The organism is Ruegeria sp. AK4, assembly GCF_056541025.1.
This window is the reverse complement of record NZ_JBQFXS010000012.1, coordinates 19,683-36,231: the sequence shown is the minus strand read 5'-3', so window position 1 is coordinate 36,231 and position 16,549 is coordinate 19,683. Positions and strand designations below refer to the sequence as shown.

At 55.9% G+C, this 16,549-nt stretch carries 16 protein-coding genes; 13 read left to right on the top strand and 3 right to left on the bottom strand.

The features are described from left to right. Window positions 1-18 precede the first annotated feature (18 nt). The 3 genes from ACR0EZ_RS18405 (at window position 19) to proC (ending at window position 3,136) form a co-directional block, all read left to right on the top strand. A complete protein-coding gene (locus tag ACR0EZ_RS18405) occupies window positions 19-1,257 on the top strand; it encodes a TAXI family TRAP transporter solute-binding subunit (protein ID WP_480615849.1) in 1,239 nt (412 codons plus the stop codon). 69 nt (window positions 1,258-1,326) lie between these two features. Next, window positions 1,327-2,268 carry a D-amino acid aminotransferase gene (locus ACR0EZ_RS18400; RefSeq protein ID WP_480615847.1) on the top strand — a complete coding sequence of 314 codons (942 nt, stop codon included), beginning with the start codon at window positions 1,327-1,329 and terminating at the stop codon, window positions 2,266-2,268. A gap of 4 nt (window positions 2,269-2,272) precedes the next feature. Beyond that, a complete protein-coding gene (gene proC, locus ACR0EZ_RS18395) occupies window positions 2,273-3,136 on the top strand; it encodes a pyrroline-5-carboxylate reductase (RefSeq protein WP_480615845.1) in 864 nt (287 codons plus the stop codon). Window positions 3,137-3,353: 217 nt separating this feature from the next. Here the strand turns inward: proC and ACR0EZ_RS18390 are convergent, their stop codons facing one another. Continuing rightward, window positions 3,354-4,196: an AraC family transcriptional regulator gene (locus ACR0EZ_RS18390; RefSeq protein WP_480615843.1), complete on the bottom strand. Its 843-nt coding sequence runs from the start codon at window positions 4,194-4,196 to the stop codon at window positions 3,354-3,356. Window positions 4,197-4,260: 64 nt separating this feature from the next. Here ACR0EZ_RS18390 and ACR0EZ_RS18385 point away from each other — a divergent pair, with 64 nt between their 5' ends. From ACR0EZ_RS18385 to ACR0EZ_RS18370, 4 genes are all read left to right on the top strand, one after another. Next, window positions 4,261-5,511, top strand: coding sequence for an MFS transporter (locus ACR0EZ_RS18385; RefSeq protein WP_480615841.1), 1,251 nt, complete (start codon window positions 4,261-4,263; stop codon window positions 5,509-5,511). Between the two features lie 78 nt (window positions 5,512-5,589). Next, window positions 5,590-6,006 carry a VOC family protein gene (locus ACR0EZ_RS18380; protein WP_480615839.1) on the top strand — a complete coding sequence of 139 codons (417 nt, stop codon included), beginning with the start codon at window positions 5,590-5,592 and terminating at the stop codon, window positions 6,004-6,006. A 229-nt stretch (window positions 6,007-6,235) separates the two neighbouring features. Next, a complete protein-coding gene (locus ACR0EZ_RS18375) occupies window positions 6,236-6,805 on the top strand; it encodes a DUF2087 domain-containing protein (protein ID WP_480615837.1) in 570 nt (189 codons plus the stop codon). Next, window positions 6,798-7,178 (top strand): GFA family protein, encoded by a 381-nt coding sequence (locus ACR0EZ_RS18370; RefSeq protein ID WP_480615835.1) that lies wholly within the window; start codon window positions 6,798-6,800, stop codon window positions 7,176-7,178. The genes ACR0EZ_RS18375 and ACR0EZ_RS18370 overlap by 8 nt, the downstream gene beginning before the upstream one ends. A 122-nt stretch (window positions 7,179-7,300) precedes the next feature. Here ACR0EZ_RS18370 and ACR0EZ_RS18365 read toward each other — a convergent pair whose 3' ends face one another. Continuing rightward, on the bottom strand, window positions 7,301-7,549 hold the full coding sequence (locus tag ACR0EZ_RS18365) for a DUF2267 domain-containing protein (RefSeq protein ID WP_480615833.1): 249 nt from the start codon (window positions 7,547-7,549) through the stop codon (window positions 7,301-7,303). Window positions 7,550-7,604: 55 nt separating this feature from the next. On the opposite strand from ACR0EZ_RS18365, the gene ACR0EZ_RS18360 reads away from it, so the two are divergent. Both ACR0EZ_RS18360 and ACR0EZ_RS18355 read left to right on the top strand, forming a co-directional pair. Further along, window positions 7,605-7,889, top strand: a complete 285-nt coding sequence (locus ACR0EZ_RS18360) for a transposase (protein ID WP_480615831.1) — start codon at window positions 7,605-7,607, stop codon at window positions 7,887-7,889. Between the two features lie 246 nt (window positions 7,890-8,135). Next, window positions 8,136-8,717, top strand: a complete 582-nt coding sequence (locus tag ACR0EZ_RS18355; RefSeq protein WP_480615829.1) for a TSUP family transporter — start codon at window positions 8,136-8,138, stop codon at window positions 8,715-8,717. Between the two features lie 142 nt (window positions 8,718-8,859). Here ACR0EZ_RS18355 and ACR0EZ_RS18350 read toward each other — a convergent pair whose 3' ends face one another. Then, complete coding sequence (locus tag ACR0EZ_RS18350) at window positions 8,860-9,735, bottom strand: LysR family transcriptional regulator (protein ID WP_480615827.1); 876 nt, start codon at window positions 9,733-9,735, stop codon at window positions 8,860-8,862. A 93-nt stretch (window positions 9,736-9,828) separates the two neighbouring features. Between ACR0EZ_RS18350 and ACR0EZ_RS18345 the strand changes: the two genes are divergently transcribed. The 4 genes from ACR0EZ_RS18345 (at window position 9,829) to ACR0EZ_RS18330 (ending at window position 16,446) form a co-directional block, all read left to right on the top strand. Beyond that, the gene (locus ACR0EZ_RS18345; RefSeq protein WP_480615825.1) at window positions 9,829-10,677 is read left to right on the top strand and encodes an alpha/beta fold hydrolase; all 849 of its coding nucleotides are present in this window, start codon (window positions 9,829-9,831) and stop codon (window positions 10,675-10,677) included. Between the two features lie 277 nt (window positions 10,678-10,954). Beyond that, window positions 10,955-13,174 (top strand): tetratricopeptide repeat protein, encoded by a 2,220-nt coding sequence (locus ACR0EZ_RS18340; protein WP_480615823.1) that lies wholly within the window; start codon window positions 10,955-10,957, stop codon window positions 13,172-13,174. Between the two features lie 476 nt (window positions 13,175-13,650). After that, window positions 13,651-14,814: an extracellular solute-binding protein gene (locus ACR0EZ_RS18335; protein ID WP_480615821.1), complete on the top strand. Its 1,164-nt coding sequence runs from the start codon at window positions 13,651-13,653 to the stop codon at window positions 14,812-14,814. A 30-nt stretch (window positions 14,815-14,844) separates the two neighbouring features. After that, complete coding sequence (locus ACR0EZ_RS18330; protein ID WP_480615819.1) at window positions 14,845-16,446, top strand: BCCT family transporter; 1,602 nt, start codon at window positions 14,845-14,847, stop codon at window positions 16,444-16,446. Window positions 16,447-16,549 lie beyond the last annotated feature (103 nt).

The window sequence follows — 16,549 nt, the reverse complement described above, 5'->3', positions numbered from 1 at the left end:
GCCAAGATAGCCAGAAAAATGATCGCAGCTGAACTTCCAATTCGGTCCAATGGTCGACTGCTGCAGACCGCTCTCAAGGTAGCCGGCCACTTCAAGAATGTCGACAATCATATAAATTGTCGACAATATGGGAATTTTGTTGTACCGTTTCGGCAGGTGGGGATTCGAAAAGCTCCGAACCTTGGCTGCGATTGCCCACTCCATCGGCAAGAGATGATCACCCGGTTTGCAACCGCGGTGACGCAACAGGTGAAAAGGGAGTTATTCATGTTGTCGAACGGCATCCTGAAAAGGAGAATTCATACCGGGCTTGCAGCATTCAGTACGATCGCGCTGCTGGCAGGTGCACCGGCGAAAGCAGAAGAGTTTCTGACAATCGGTACCGGTGGTGTCACCGGCATTTACTATGCGGTCGGTGGCGGTATCTGCCGGCTTGTTAATCAGGGCCGGAAAGAGCATGGTATTCGCTGTTCGGTCGAGAGCACCGGCGGATCGGTCTATAACCTGCGCACCATGCGCGAGGGCGAACTGGAAATGGGCATTGTTCAGTCCGACTGGCAGTTCCACGCTCTGAACGGGACCAGCCTGTTCGAAGAGGATGGCCCGGACGGCGAACTCCGCAGCCTGTTCTCACTGCATCCTGACACAGTCATCATCGCCGCTCGCAAAGACACCGGTATTGAGTCTTTGGATGATCTTGGCGGACGGACCATCAACTTGGGCAATCCTGGCTCCGGAACGCGTGGCACAGCTGAAGTCCTCGTAGACGCGATGGGCTGGGACATGGATCACTTTGGTTTGGTGACCGAGCTTAAGTCAGCAGAACAATCAGCAGCGCTATGCGACAACACCATCGAGGCCTTTCTGATGGTTGCTGGCAATCCAGTCGCCAACGTGCTGGAGGCCGCCACAACGTGCGACATCAACATCATTCCTGTCGAAGGTGATGCTGTTCAGGCGCTGGTCGAAAGTAAGCCATACTATGGGAACGTAACCATCCCCGGTGGCCTATACCGCGGAGTAGATGGAGATGTGCCGTCCTTCGGTCTACCGTCTACGTTCGTGACGTCTTCAGATGTACCTGAGGAAACCGTCTATGTGATGGTCAAGGCAGTCTTTGACAACTTTGATGCCTTCAAATCATTCCACCCGGCCTTTGCCAATCTCAAGAAAGAGGAAATGGTGGTAAACGGTTTGTCGGCACCGATGCATCCGGGCGCCGAGCGCTATTTCCGCGAAGCCGGATTGATCAACTAAACCCACAACAGAGGCGGCGGTCGCCGCCTCTGCGCCTCTTCAACGCAACGTCCACGCAAGAGTCATGACATGAGCGAGCAAACTCTAAGCCATTCCACACATGACGCGCAGGAAGACGCGCGCAATCGAGACATCAAGATCTTTCTCAACGGCAAGATCATCCCGCGCAGCGAAGCGATGGTGTCTGTCTACGACTCCGGTTTCATGCTGGGCGATGGAATGTGGGAGGGCTTGCGACTCTACAACGGCACATGGGCGTTCTTTGACGAACACATGGATCGATTCTTCAACAGCTGCAAAGCCGTCTCTATTGACGTCGGCATGACGAAAGACGAAGTCCTGCAGGCACTGAATGACACGGCCAGAGCCAATGGAATAACAACTGACGCGCATTGCCGGTTCATGGTGACCCGCGGGCCAAAGGACAAGCCGTTTCAGCACCCGGGACTGTCTCGCTCTGGGCCCACGGTGGTTGCGATTGTGGAACACTCGAAGCCAGTGGACAGCCTGATGAGCCAGGGTATTCGCCTGGCCACAGTGCCCCAGGTACGCGGTCTGCCGATGAGTCAGGACGCCAAGTACAACAGTCATTCAAAGCTGAACTGCGTTATTGCGTGCCTACAGGCAGAACAGGCTGGCGCTGACGAAGCCCTGATGCTGGACCCGAATGGGTTTGTGAACACCACAAATGCGTGCAACTTCTTCATCGTGCGCCGAGGTGAGGTTTGGACCTCCACAGGCGATTACTGCATGAACGGAGTGACCCGCCAGAAGGTCATAGACCTGTGCCGGGCAAACGACATCCCGGTATTAGAGAAGAACTATTCGCTTTATGAAGCCTACGGAGCTGACGAGGCCTTTCTGACCGGGACTTTCGGAGCGCAAACCCCCGTTGCGTCCATAGATGGAAAACAGATCGGGGAGCATGAAGGCGCTGGTCCGATGACCCGCCGATTACGCGAGCTCTACAAAGAACTTGTGCAACGAAGCACCCTTAAGGTTGCGAGCTGATTGTATGGAACAAGTCGTGCGCCCAGAAGGTCAGTGCCGGTTAGAGGTCGGTGATCGTGGCTTGTTGCTTTTGGGGTGCGGCGAGATGGGATCCGCTCTATTAAACGGATGGCTCAATGCCGGGTTGGAGCCCGAACAGATCATCGTCCTGGACCCGCATCCATCAGACTGGCTGGAGGGCCTTGCGGGACGTGGTCTGCGCTTGAACCAACAACCAGATGAGCCGCCTGCTGTTGCGGTAGTTGCGACGAAGCCTCAGGTCATGACTTCTGCTTTGTCGGACCTGAACTCATTTGGGTCCGGGCAAACTCTTTTCGTATCGGTTGCCGCTGGCACTTTGATTTCGACATATGAAGAGTTGCTGGGTCCGCAGACGCCAATTGTACGCACAATGCCAAACACACCAGCAGCTGTTGGTTCTAGCATTACCGCCCTTGTCGGCAATGCCTGCACTACCGTCAGTCATATGGATCTCGCAATACAACTGATGCAGGCAGTTGGAGAGACCGTGGTCCTCGATGATGAGGCCATGCTTCACGCTGTAACCGCGATTTCTGGAAGCGGCCCGGCCTATGTGTTCGCGATGACAGAGGCATTGGCAGAAGCCGGGAGAGAATTGGGTTTGGCTCAAGAAGTTTCGGCCAAACTGGCATCTGCAATGGTTTCTGGGAGCGGGGATTTGATGCGGCTCAGCACAAACTCACCTGCCGAACTTCGAAATCAGGTTACGTCGCCAAATGGAACAACTGAAGCCGGCCTGCATGAGTTAATGTCCCTTGATAAAGGGGTGTTCCCGCTCCTTCTAAGGACTGCGCAGGCTGCTCATAGTCGCAGTATCGAGCTGTCTCAAGGCAAAGACGGGACGTGATGTCCAAAGCGCCCTGATTAACTCGTTGCTGTGCTTCAATAGTAGTCCACTTCCGTGACGTCCTGTATTCAGTCTAAGGCGTGAGATGAATTGTACGTATAACAAATGGCCGGTTTCTTGAGCCTAAAACAATGATACCAAGCAAATCCAACGTCTGCTTGAGGAACGCTGCGATGCGGCGGTGCAAACAATCATTGATGTCTGCAAAGGGCCGCAATCACCTGACCGTATTTGGCACGAGAAATCTGTCTTTTTGAACCGCTCTTGGACTTACGCCAAGCGTTTGTCGGAACATATAGCTGAACGCGCTTGTCGACTCGTATCCCATGTCGAACGCTACCGAGGTTGCGCTGGCACCCGATGCAAGCAGCGAGACGGCATGAAGAACCCGCACGTGCCGCAACCATTTTGACGGCGGCATGCCCGTTTCTGCAACAAAAAGGCGTTCAATGGTCTTTCGACTGGCAGGCACATCTGACAACCATGCTTCCACCGAACGAACGTTGCCAGGGTCGTCAAGGGCAGCTTGAGCAGGCCGCTGAAGTCGCGCGTCTTTCGGCAAAACCAGACTGAGCGGTACGTCCTTCGCTGCGAGCAGCTCGTGCCTTAGAAGGGTGTGCAGGGCAGTGTTGTGATCGTAGGTGCGCGTATTTGTGACCTCGGGCATTGCGGCAACAAACAATGCATCCAAAAGCGGCGTCATGGCCACAACTCGGCAATTGGGCCCAAGTTGCTTGGCCTCGTCGCGATTGACATCGACGTAATGCATGACGTTGTTCGACCCGTAGCGCATCCAGTGCTGTTGGTCGGGGGGAATCCAAATCGCCATGGCCGGGCTCAGGAGCAGAACTCGATCGGGTGTGCCCACGTACATCGAGCCCGAAGCCGCAGAGATGAGTTGACCGAAATCGTGACAATGCCAGTCGTAGCTTTCGCCTGACGCTGGCTTGATTGTCTCCCCCAAATATCTGGGTCGAACTGACCGTCTTGATAGGGCATCCGACAATGACGAATCCTCGATGATAATTGCCTCTCTTTCGACAGACAGACATATCACCATTGGCTAGACAACGCCAAGCCATCGGGCATTGGGTCCGATGTGACGCTCTGGACGGAAACCTAATGTGACCAAACAAACCTTGATGGCATGGTTCGCCGTGGGCCACTTCGCGAACGACTGGCCAATTGCGACCCTGTGGCTGATTGTGCCCGCTGCTGGCCTAACAATGAACCTTTCGCCGGCTGAGGTCGGATTGCTTTTTTCACTGTTCACCGTTGGCGGTGCACTGGCCTATGTGCCTGCAGGTCTGATTGCGGATCGTGTCTCTGACCGAGGACGCCTTCTTGTCACCACCTTCTTCTGGGTTGCCTTTGGCTATGGGCTTGCGGCACTGGCTTCGGGGTATTGGAGCCTGGCCTTGCTTTTGGCGATTGCGGGAATGGGAAACGCCGCTTGGCATCCGATTGCAACTGGTGTGCTAACGAACGCCAACAGGCGCAATCGCGCCAGTGCCTTGGGCATACATGCGGTTGGCGGCTCGTTCGCCGAAGTTTTGGCGCCAATATCGGCCGGATTGCTTCTTTCGTTCGTGGATTGGCGTGGGGCTCTGGTTGTTTCGGTGCTGCCGACGGTCTTTGTCGGTTTTTGCTTCCTAAGGGTGGTTCAGGCAATTCCTACTGCCGAAAGTCCGCGCGTGAACCGACAAGACATGTTGGAGCTGATGCGGGCTTGGCGGAGCCGAAACGGATTGCGCATCGTCACGACAGCTTCGCTCTACAACATGGTACTGATCGGATTGTTGAGCATGATACCGCTCTATCTGGTGACAGCTCACAGATTCGCACCGGGACCCATCGGGATCGCCTTTGCGACCATTCTCTTAGCCGGTGCGCTGGCTCAGCCGTGCGTTGGATCAATTTCCGACAGGTTCGGCCGCTTGCCGATACTTGCAATCGGAAATGGGCTTGCAGCCCTGGCGATTGGCACACTGATGTTCGAACCTCCGTTCTGGATCATGATCGCCATGATGACGCTTGGGGTCGCGTCGTTGGATGCAGTTCGGCCAGTGATGCTTGCAGCGGCTGTTGATCATTCGGATCGCAGTGAAAGCACCACGCTGGGTTTCGCGTTCGCGATATTGGATGGCGTAGGTGCGTTTGGAGCGGTGCTGGCTGGAGTGGCGGCAGGTTTTTCATGGGGGACCATGTTTGGCTTCAGCGCCGCCCTTGCAGGTGGCGCAACTTTGCTTTGCGTCAGAAGCTGGCGTGAGTCGGAGCGGTCCCACCATCCCGCTTCGGTGACCCGAACGTGGGAAAAGCGCATGACAATCGAAGAATCCAAAGCTGAACATGCCCGGCGATACTGGTTACTCTAGGCAAAAATTGGCAGGCACAGAGGACGGTGTGACAAAATTCGGTTAGAAACACTGATGCCCTGTTAAGGAACCCAAACAATGATCGCATACATTACCGTTGGCGCAGACGACATGAGGCTTGCGGAACGCTTTTATTCGGCCTTCCTGCCAGATCTGGGATATCGGCTGGAGTACTATCATGGTGATCTGAGCTATGCGCTACCTGCGAAACCAGGACAAACACCAAACCTACCTGAGTTCTATGTCAAATCCCCATTCGATGGGTCGCAGGCTTCGGCTGGAAACGGGACAATGATTGCGTTTGAGGCACGCAATCAACAACAGGTTCGCGACCTTCATTCCGCCGCTGTTGAGGCTGGCGGATCGGACGAGGGTGCACCGGGCTTCCGAGAGCTTTATGGGCCAAACTTCTTCGTTGCATACTTGCGCGACCCTCACGGCAACAAGATCGCAATATTCTCGAGCGATCAGAACGAACCGGGACGGGATGGATGACAGCGACAGTTATGAAGGCGATAAACGTCAGAATGCCGCCTTGGCTAAGGTCGCAAATATTGTTATGCCTCAATCACGGTCGGCAGACACCGAGGCGTCGCTGCTCCTTTCGGAGAGCTAAACCTGCCATAAAGATCTAACGGCATAGCACCCATTCACTCAGATGAGAGCGCCGTTTCGTCAAGCCAGCGACCGACGATCCAGCACTGGCGCTCGATTTGGATGACCCATGCCTAAACTTCAATTGCCGCTATATTCGGACGACCTGACTGGCTTTGTGCGCTCTCTGTCCAAACAGTTGGGCGACGCAAGCCCTTCGCATCTCGTGCTCATGAACATGGCTGCGCGTGCCGCAGGCTTTCAAAACCTACAACATATGCGTACGGTTCATGCAGCCGGGCAAAGGCTTGGGCGCTCAGTTGGCGAGCGGCCTTTGGATGCGCGGGCTGTAGAGCGCGCCCTAAATCAATTCGATGTTGTTGGTCGCCTCATTCAGTGGCCGTCCAAACGCAATGTGCAGACGCTTGCTCTCTGGGCGCTTTGGGCGAGACTGCCTGCGGCACAGCCTATGCCAGAGCGTGAGGTGAACGAGCGCCTGACCCTGCACCACCTCTTTGAAGACCCGGCAACCCTGCGCCGAACAATGGTTTCCTGCGGGCTTCTTACTCGCCGCAACGACGGAACAGATTACCGGCGCATCGAACGGGAACCGCCAGCGGAGGCCAAAGCGCTGATCAAAGCTCTGGGTCTGCGGTGCTGGGCAAATTCGCAAAGTGCGAAAGAGGTGCGCCATGCATAAGGGCTCGTGCCTCTGCGGCGCCGTGCGGATCGAAGTGAACGGTGACCTGCCGCGCCCCACGGCTTGCCACTGCCAGCAATGTCGCAAGCATTCTGGTCACTACGAAGCTTCCATAGATATTACCCGGACGGCACTTCGGGTAGAAGGAAAAGCCGCTGTGCAATGGTACCATTCATCCGAAAAGGTCCGGCGTGGCTTTTGCAGAATTTGTGGGTCGACATTGTTCTGGGATCCGATCCACCATGACTGGACGGCTGTTGCCATGGGTGCACTTGATGGCCCAACGAACACCTCGCTAGCGATGCATATCTTCGTGTCAGAAAAAGGCGACTATTACGAAATCGAAGATGGTCTTCCACAGAACGAACATTAGCGCGGGCTGCGGCATAGGTGGATAAGTCGGATGATTGGTTTGGTCGTCAAGCCGCCTTCCGCCAGCTCCGATCGGGCTCCTGGAGAAACAAGGACCGTAGTCAAATGATCCGCTGATTGAGTTCATTGGGATCGTCTACGTCGACTTTCCAAAAACTCCTGAGCAGCTTTCGGTAACCTCGCCAATACGCGCTCAAAATCGCTGGCATTTGTACAACGACGGATCGCCCATGCGGTTGCCTCAATTGCGTTATTCGGAGTCAAGTTGTGATGCTTACGAACGTTCTTGGCCTCGGCCAGTAAGTCTTTGCGTGGCTTGAATGGTGCCGGCGGCTCGGAGACATTCCATCCTGCGACAAAAACTGCCCTCACTGTCTTTGCCCCCTAAAATTGGGCCATTACTTTGGCCGAGAAGGGGGAACAAGGGATGGCTCGGAAGCGATACTCGGACGAAGACATTCTGAAGCTGCTGCGTGAGATTGAACTGAAGCTGGCAGATGGCGACGATGTTCGGACAGCCTGTCGTGGTGTCGGTGTCAGCGATGCGACCTACTACAATTGGCGGCGTCGGTTCGGTGGCATGGGCAAGTCGCAACTGTCGAAGTTGCGCAGCCTGGAGAAAGAAAATACCCGGCTGAAGAAGAATGAGCCCTTTGTCCGCCATTGGTCCGAGGACAATGGGCGAATGCCGAACTGGAACTGGACAAGCTGATCCTCAAAGAAAGTCTGAACTACCTAAAACCGAGGGTCCGACGACGAGCTAACTTCGTCAGGCCGTCATTCATGCTCGCCAGAAGCTCGGCACATCAGAGCGTCGCACCTGCAAGGTGGTCGGCCTAGCAGCTTTCATGGGCTCTCTGGTTAGTGGTCTGGGCGGTTTTGGCGGCTCATTTATCATCGTCCTGACGCCGGTTGTTGGGGCCAAAGCGGTGATCCCCTTGATCAGCGTTTATGCGATTTGCGCGAACCTTTCTCGGGTCGTCGTCTATCGCAAAACGATCGCCTGGAAACCAGCCATCCAGTTCACACTGGCTTCGCTGCCCGGTATTTTCTGGGCGCTAGTTTCCTGAAAGAAGTGCCCGAACAGGTTTTTTTGGGCTTTATGGGTGCGATCCTGATACTTATTCTTCCTGCTCGGCGATTTCTAAAGAGAACGTCATTTGAGCCGGGGTTAAAAACTGTTCTCAGCCTTGGTTTTTCCTTCGGTTTCATGAGCGGAACTGCCGCCGGGTCGGGCATGCTGGTCATCGCGTTTTTCAACAGTATCGGCCTCAGCGGACCGTTGCTGTTGGGAACGGACGCCGTCATCGGTTTATTCAACGCTGTGACGCGCTCGGGGACATTCTACGGATTTGGTTTGTTAGACAAAAACCTGATACTTCTGGGCCTATTCATGGGTTTGATTACTATCCCAGGAACTTGGCTGGCCAGTCGTTTGGTCCACAAGATGGGCGCGCGCATCCACAACTATCTTATAGAAGCCCTAATCGCAGTGTCAGGAGTGTTGTTTGTCGTACGAGCTTTCACTGTCGGCCCGTGAGACCGGTGGTTCTCGCCAAATAGGAGAATTTTGGGAAGCCGATGAAGTCCGCAAAGCCGTTGTTAGGTCAACTTACTATGAAAGCCCGCGTTGAGCCCAAACTGCGTAGCGCCACGTCATAGGCAAAGTTTTTCTTTTGCGATCAGGCAACGCGCAACGAAGTAGGTCTTCCAACCTCCGCCGCGATTTCTTTAAGCAGTGCGCGAGCAGTGTCACTTCGGCTCTTGGGAATAGAGCGCGCGACGTAGGCAATCGCCGGAGGCTCGGGAAAGATACCTTCCATAACCTCTAGGTCTGAAGACAAATGCAGGCCGTTCATCAGTGCTACGCCAAGCCCTGCGCGCGCTGCCGCAAGAATGCCAGAGACGCTCGGGCATTCGAGCACAGCGTCGAACTGGTGCCCCAGTACGGTGCCGTGTGATTGCGCCCAATGCTTGAAAAAACAGTTTTCATCGAAGGCGAGGAACGGCACAGGCGCGTCCGGCTTTAGCGGCAGGTCATGTGACTTGATCCAATGCAGCCGATCCTCGTAGAGCACGATGTCGTCGCGGCGAACCTCATCTCTCAAAACCTGAATGACCGCGATATCGATATCGCCCGCTGACAACCAATCCAACAAAGTCAGGCTCTGGCCTATCCTTGTGTTTACCTTGGTGTCGGGATGCAAACGCGTGAACCGCCCGAGAATACGGGCCACGTCTCCACCAGTCGTGTCTTCGGTCATTCCCAAACGAATGGTGCCAGCCATAGGTTTCTTGCCTAGCGCGGCCAGAGCTTCGTCATGTAAATCCATCATCCGCCGCGCATATTCTAACAAACGCGTTCCAGCTTCCGTGAATAAGGGCCCACCGGCACGTCGTGCCAACAGTTCACAATCCAACACTGTTTCAAGCCGCTTGATTTTATGGCTCACCGCAGGTTGCGACAACGCCAGATGTTCAGCGGCGCGTGTAACGCCACCGTGGGCAGAGATTGCAACCAAAGCACGCAGGCCTTCAATATCGAGCCGCTCAGTCATTCGAAAATTCGATCATGTTATGACAATCATTCATTTGATGTATTGACTAGCAAAGGGCTAAGGCTGGGAAAAGTAGAAAATGGAGTTTCCCTCATGGCCCACTTTGTTGATCAAGATGTTCTCATCAACGGCACACGCATTACGCACGGCGTGCATGGACGCGGAGCCCCCGTGGTTCTTCTCCACGGCACGCCTTCCTCTTCCTATATCTGGCGTAATATCCTGCCGACGTTGGTTGAATCCGGCTACAAGGTTCACGTGTATGACTTGCTCGGTTACGGGTTGTCTGAGCGCCCGCAAAACCCAAGCGTCGACACATCCGTGACAGGTCAGGTGCCGATCCTTGAGGGACTGCTGGAGGTTTGGGGGCTCGAAGACGCCCACATTATTGCGCACGACATCGGCGGCGGCGTTGCTCAGAGATTTGGTATTCGATGCCCTAAACGGATGCGAAGCTTGACTATGATCGACGTAGTCAGCTTTGATAGCTGGCCCTCCAAGCGGACAAGTGAACAGATGCAAGTCGGGCTTGATAAGCTGATCAAGGCAAGTGACGCGGACCACCGCGAACACTTCCGAGACTGGCTCTATTCGACGGTCCAGAACAAGGAACGTTTGGCAGAAACGTCGATGGAGACTTACCTCGATTTCATCTGCGGGCCGGTCGGACAGAGTAGTTTCTTCCAGCATCAAGTGATGCACTATGATCCCAAGCACACTGACGAGATTGCACCGCGATATGCCGAGCTTGGGCAAAAACCGGTGCAACTCATTTGGGGGGCAGATGATGCGTGGCAGGTCGTTGACTGGGCGAACAGATTGCATGCAGCAGTTCCCGGGTCAGAGCTGCATGTCCTGGAAAATTGCGGCCACTTCTCGATGGAGGATCAGCCCCAAAAAATCTCTGCGTTGCTAGTCGAATTTCTCGGCCGGAATTCGTGACGCAAAAGAAATATTGCTGCCGTACCATAAATGAGGGTGGACGGTAGCTTCGTCCGCAAGCTTGCGTTTGGCTTACACCGAATTCGGCTCTTGCAGCGAAGGTCTGCAATGCGGACTGCAGGCGCAGCATTCGGCTGTCATGCTCATGGTCGGCTTTGGGCCGCCCTGAACCGTACGGGTAGCCACCGGTGACCTCGATCACCAGCCTTAAGCACCCAACTCGTCATCTTCCGGAGAACTTCCTATACTGTTCGCAAATGTGGTGCGAGGGATCGGTTTGGTTCAGGAGATGCTTCAACGTCGGCTGGCGGCCATCGTCGCGATCGACATGGTCGGCTACAGCCGCCTCGTTCAATTGGACGAGGCTGGCACCTTGGCGCGCCAAAAGGCGATCCGTACCGATCTGATTGACCCCGCGGTGCGGAGCTTCGGGGGGCGAATTGTCAAGACGACGGGCGACGGTGCGCTGCTTGAGTTCGCAAGTGTGGTCAGCGCCGTCGAATGGGCCGTCGCTGTGCAGCGCGAGATGCCCGACCTCGAAGTGGACATTCCCGAAGACCGCCGCATCGCTTACCGGATCGGTATCAATCTCGGCGAGATCGTGCATGATGGCGACGACATCTTCGGTGACGGGGTGAATATCGCGTCCCGCCTGGAAGGTTGCGCTGACCCCGGAGGAATCTGCATATCCGAACCGGTCTTTCTGAACGTCCGCGGTAAGCTCGATCTCGGCTTCGCGGATCTTGGCCCGCAACAAGTCAAGAACATACAGGATCCAATCACAGCCTTTGCGGTGCTTCCAAACCCCGAAGATGCCGGTACCGTTGTCACGGCCCGCCGCATGCCCAAGCCGACCCTGCGCTTTGGGGCGGTGGCGCTCGCCTTGGTGCTTCTTGCTGCGGGATATCTCGCCTGGAATTGGCTGGCACCGTCCGAGCCTAGGGGCGACCGCCTGCTGATCCTTCCATTCGCTGTTGCCACGGCCGCGGACCGGCAACTTGCCGACGCTGCGACCGAGGATTTCATCGCTTCGCTGTCGCGGGTTGAGGGGTTGGAAACCGTCCCGCACTCCGTTTCCATCGGATATAAGGGCATCGCACCCGAACCTGGTGATATCGGTTTGGACGCCGGTACACGTTACGTGCTCGACGGAATGGCGGCCCGCTTGGACGACCGGATTGAGCTGGCTGTAAGGCTCAGGGATTTCGGTGATGCCGGCGCGGTAATCTGGGACGAAAGCGCTGGCGGGGCACCTGATGAATTCTTCGATCTTTTGGCCGGACTCAAACAAAGGGCCATCGCCGAACTCGTAGGCCCCGTGTCGGCACGTGAACGCTCCGTGTTGCAGGCTCCGGGCACGAAGGATGTAAGCGCGTTCCTCGCCTATGCCGAAGCCGAAAGGTTCCTCGCCAGCGGGAACTTTTTCGAACTGGAAAAATCTCTGCCTCTCTACGAGCGCGCGATCGAGCAGGATCCCGATTTTCTGGCCGCGCATGCAGGTTACGCCACCGTGAACTTCATCATCTGGAGCCGCAGCTACAACACCATCCGATATACCCTCGATGCGCTCAAGGAAGCGGAACAAACGGTTCGCCAAATCCTCGACATAGATGATACATATCCGGATGCGCTCGGGCTTCAGATCGGCATCAAAATCGAAAAACGCCAATGGAACGCTGCCCTGACCGAGGCCCGGGGTGCGGTCTTCCTGCAACCTGATGAACCCCGGTTGCAGTACGTGTTGGGCCAGGCTCTTCTTGCGGCCGGGCTCTATGACGAAGCGCGCACAGAATTCACGGCTTACGAAGACCTTTCGCCCCGTCTCAATGCATCGGAAATGCGAGAGCTTGCCTTTCATCGCCTTCTTCTGGACGAGGTCGACCTGGCGCTTGCGCTTCTGGACCGCGTCCCGCCCGAAGAAAGCGACCGGATCGATCAGTATATTTTTGCGGCGGCGGCACATGCCTGGAACGGGGATATCGAGATCGGGAAACAGTTCATGGACCTGTTTCTGAAGGAAACGGTCTGGAACAACCTCCTTTGGCAAAAGGGTTACTTTGGACGGTACTCGGATCCGGCCCTTTACGAGGTGTGGGCTGAAGCGCTCGCGGCCGTCGGAATGCCAGCCTCGCCATTCGATTTCGAGAAGGGGCGGGAAGCCGACAGATTGGGGCATGACGAATTGGTCGCGCTCTTCTCGGATGAGTACGAAGAAATTGTCGACACCGGCCCCTTCGGTACGCCCTACCGGCAGGATCACCCGTCCAAGGGGGTGACCGTTATGTTTTTCGGCTGGATGGATGGCCAGCCAATCACGTCGCGTTGGGCGATCCGGGACGGTCAGTACTGCCACCGCACGAAGGCGGTCCATGTCAACCGCGAAGAGTGTAACAACGTCTACATCGATCGGGAAAAATCGACGGACGCAGTCAAATACGTCGCGAATGTCTATTCCTTCGGTGTATTCGAGTCCGAATTCCGGCGCCGGGTAGACTAGGCGGCGCTACGCATATTTTGCATGGTCCTGTGCAAAGTAAAGTTGCTGTGACTTCATCCAGGTTCTTACTTTGCGCTTGCCGCGAATGTCCGCGAAGCGGGCTGCACTCGCGGCATTCCAGGACCCTGGCCAAGGTCTGATCTGGGCCGATGCGGGGCAGGGACCCATGCTGCGCTGCATCCGAGGTCTGGAATGAGCCGAGGCTGTCCGCCGTGGGGTGAACAATAGTGAGCAGAGTTCGCGACAACTGCTTTTTTTGGATCTCTCACCGAAATGTAGGGCCCATGAAACGACAAACTGGTCGGTGTATTACCTCGAAAGGTCGTTTTTGTCCTTTGGTAGCGACCAGTAGTCCTGATGATCAAGTGAACGGCCGTGCGACTTGGGTTTTCGTTTAGTGTGCAAGATCGGAGCGGCACCCGAAACTTGACCTGTTCGGATTAAGAATCTTTGAAAAACCAATTGGGAGGACAGAAATGAACGACCGCAGACCCCTTAAGAAATTTGGGTGGTACTTGGCACCCGCCGCGCTTGTGCTGTCCATAACGGCGGGGGTTTCCAGAGCGCAGGAGACCACTAATGAAGTTCAAACAGCTGCGCAACCGGCCCAACCGATCACCTTTACTTCGTGGACCGGTCCCTACATGCGAAGTCAGATGCTGGGCTTTGTACGGCCATATGAGACCGAGAAAAACACGCGGGTGCATGTTGCGCATTACAATGGAGGAATATCGGAAATCCGCGATCAGGTCGAAAGCGCCAACGTGATTTGGGATGTGGTTGATCTGACGCAAGCAGACTCGCTGAGGGCTTGCAATGAAGGTTTGCTGGAAGACTTGTCAAACATCGAACTGCCGAATGGGGCTGATGGCACACCGTTTCGCGAGGATTTCGTCGAGGGCGCGCTGAACGATTGCGGCGTAGGCGTCATCGTCTGGGGCACCGCTTATGCCTTTAGCAACACGGCTTTTGGCGACAACCCACCCGCCAGTATCGTTGACTTTTTCGACACAGAAACATTTCCGGGCCCACGTGCCATTCGCAATGACCCGACCGTAATCATGGAATGGGCCCTGATGGCCGATGGTGTGCCGCGCGAAGAGGTCTATCCGACGCTGGAATCCGAAGACGGCGTGGAACGGGCCCTGGCTAAGATGGATGACATCAAATCCGGCCTTCAGATCTGGGAGACCGGCCGTGAGCCGGTGCGCATGCTCAATGGCGGGGAGGTCACTATGTCATCGATCTGGGCCACGACAGGGGCGACTGCGTCACAAGAAGACGGGGCCGATTTCACCGTCAACATGGACGGTCGGGTGATCGAGCTGGATCTCTTCGGCATCCCGAAAGGCAGCCAGAATAAGGAGGCGGCGATCGATTTCATCCGCTTTGCCAGCAGTTCGCAGTCGCTCGCCGACATGGTGGGTTACCTGCCAAATGGACCGACCCGCAAATCGTCCATTGCGCTGTTGTCCGAAGATGTGTTGGAGCGCATCCCCAATGGCCCAGCCTATGATGACAAGCTCTTTATCATGTCGGATGCCGATTGGTGGTCCAACCACCACGCAAGGCTCGAAGAGGCCTTTCAGTCCTGGCTGGCCGGGTCCGCGCGCCAGGGCGCTGCCGGATCAACACGGTAAGCGCAGGCAGCAGGGAAACGAGGTATAAAAATGACTGACCAAACAACACAAAGACCTGAAAACCTTGTCGCCAATTCCGGGCTGTTCAAGGGTATGAACCCGCTGATGGGCATCGCCTCGATGGTAATGATCCTAGGGTTCGTGATCTTCACCATCCGCGATGTCGAGGCCTCGAGCGCCATCTTCGCATCCGGCAAGGACTTTATCATAGGCAGCCTAGACTGGTTCTACGTGCTGGTGGTCAACGCGGCCCTTTTCTTCGTGCTCTGGCTAATGATCAGCCGGTTCGGCCATGTGAAACTGGGCAAGGACGAGGACGAACCTGATTTTTCGACCTTTTCCTGGATCTGCATGCTGTTCAGCGCGGGGCTGGGATCGGGCCTGATCTATTGGGGCGTCGCAGAGCCGATGTTTCACGTTCAGGGTAGCCCGTTCCTGGATCGCGGCGGGATTGAACCCGGTTCTGTCGATGCAGCCATCTCGGCAGTCACGATCACCAACTTCCACTGGGGCTTCCATGGCTGGGCGCTCTATGTGCTTGTGGGTCTAAGCCTGGCCTATTTCGCCTATCGCCACGGTTTGCCGCTGACTCTGCGCACTGCGCTCTATCCGGTACTCAAGGAGAGGATTTACGGCCCTTGGGGTCACCTGGTCGATCTGATCGGCGTCTTTGGCACGATCTTTGGCCTGGCCACCTCGCTTGGCCTTGGCGTCACGCCGATTGCGGCAGGGCTTGAAGACCTCGGGTGGATGGCCAACACCCAGACCAACCAGTTGATCCTTGTGGCCATCATCACCTGCATGGGCACGGCCTCGGCCGCATCTGGCGTGGGCAAAGGCGTGCGGATCCTGTCAGAAACCAACGTTATGGCCAGCGTCTTCCTCTTGATCCTGTTCATCGTGCTCGGGCCAACCGCGTTCCTGTTAGGGATCACTCTATCTGGATTTGGTGACTACCTTTGGACGGTTATCCCAATGGGATTCTGGATCAATGGGGAGCCCGATAACCAGTGGCAGAGCTGGTGGACGATCTTCTACTGGGGCTGGTGGATTGCATGGTGTCCGTTTGTGGGTCTCTTCATCGCACGCGTCTCAAAAGGGCGCACCATCAAGCAGTTCTGCTATTGCGTTCTGTTGATCCCGACTTCGGTCGTGATGCTGTGGATGGGAGTTTTTGGTGGTGCTGCTGCCGGCGTTGATCTCTTCTATGACGCCGGCGTGGTCGAGGCGGTCAACAACGACTACGCCGCGGGCGTCTTCGCGACGGTCAAAGGCTTTGGTTATACTTGGTTGACCTACCCGATCACGGTCCTGATCACGGTCCTGCTGATCTCGTGGTTCGTGACCTCGTCGGATTCTGGCACGCTGGTGATGTGCACGATGCTATCGATGGGTGATGAGCACCCACCAGTCAAGTTTCGCGTCTTTTGGGGCCTCACTGCTGGGATTGTTGCGGGTGTGCTGATGCTGGCTGGAGGCCTGAGCGCCCTGCAAACGGCATCAATCGTGGCGGGTCTACCAATCGCAATCATCCTTCTCTTCATGATCTACGGCATCGTCGTGTCGCTGCACGAAGAACACCCGCTGCCCGATGTCGAGGACAAATACGACCTGGAATTCCTTAACCGATAGCCGGTGGAGCCAGGCGCAAAAAAGAATGGCGGCTGCGGTCGCCCTTCTTTTTTTGATAATTCGAGGTCTTTGTGAGCAGCTTCATCTGACTGGTCCAAATTGA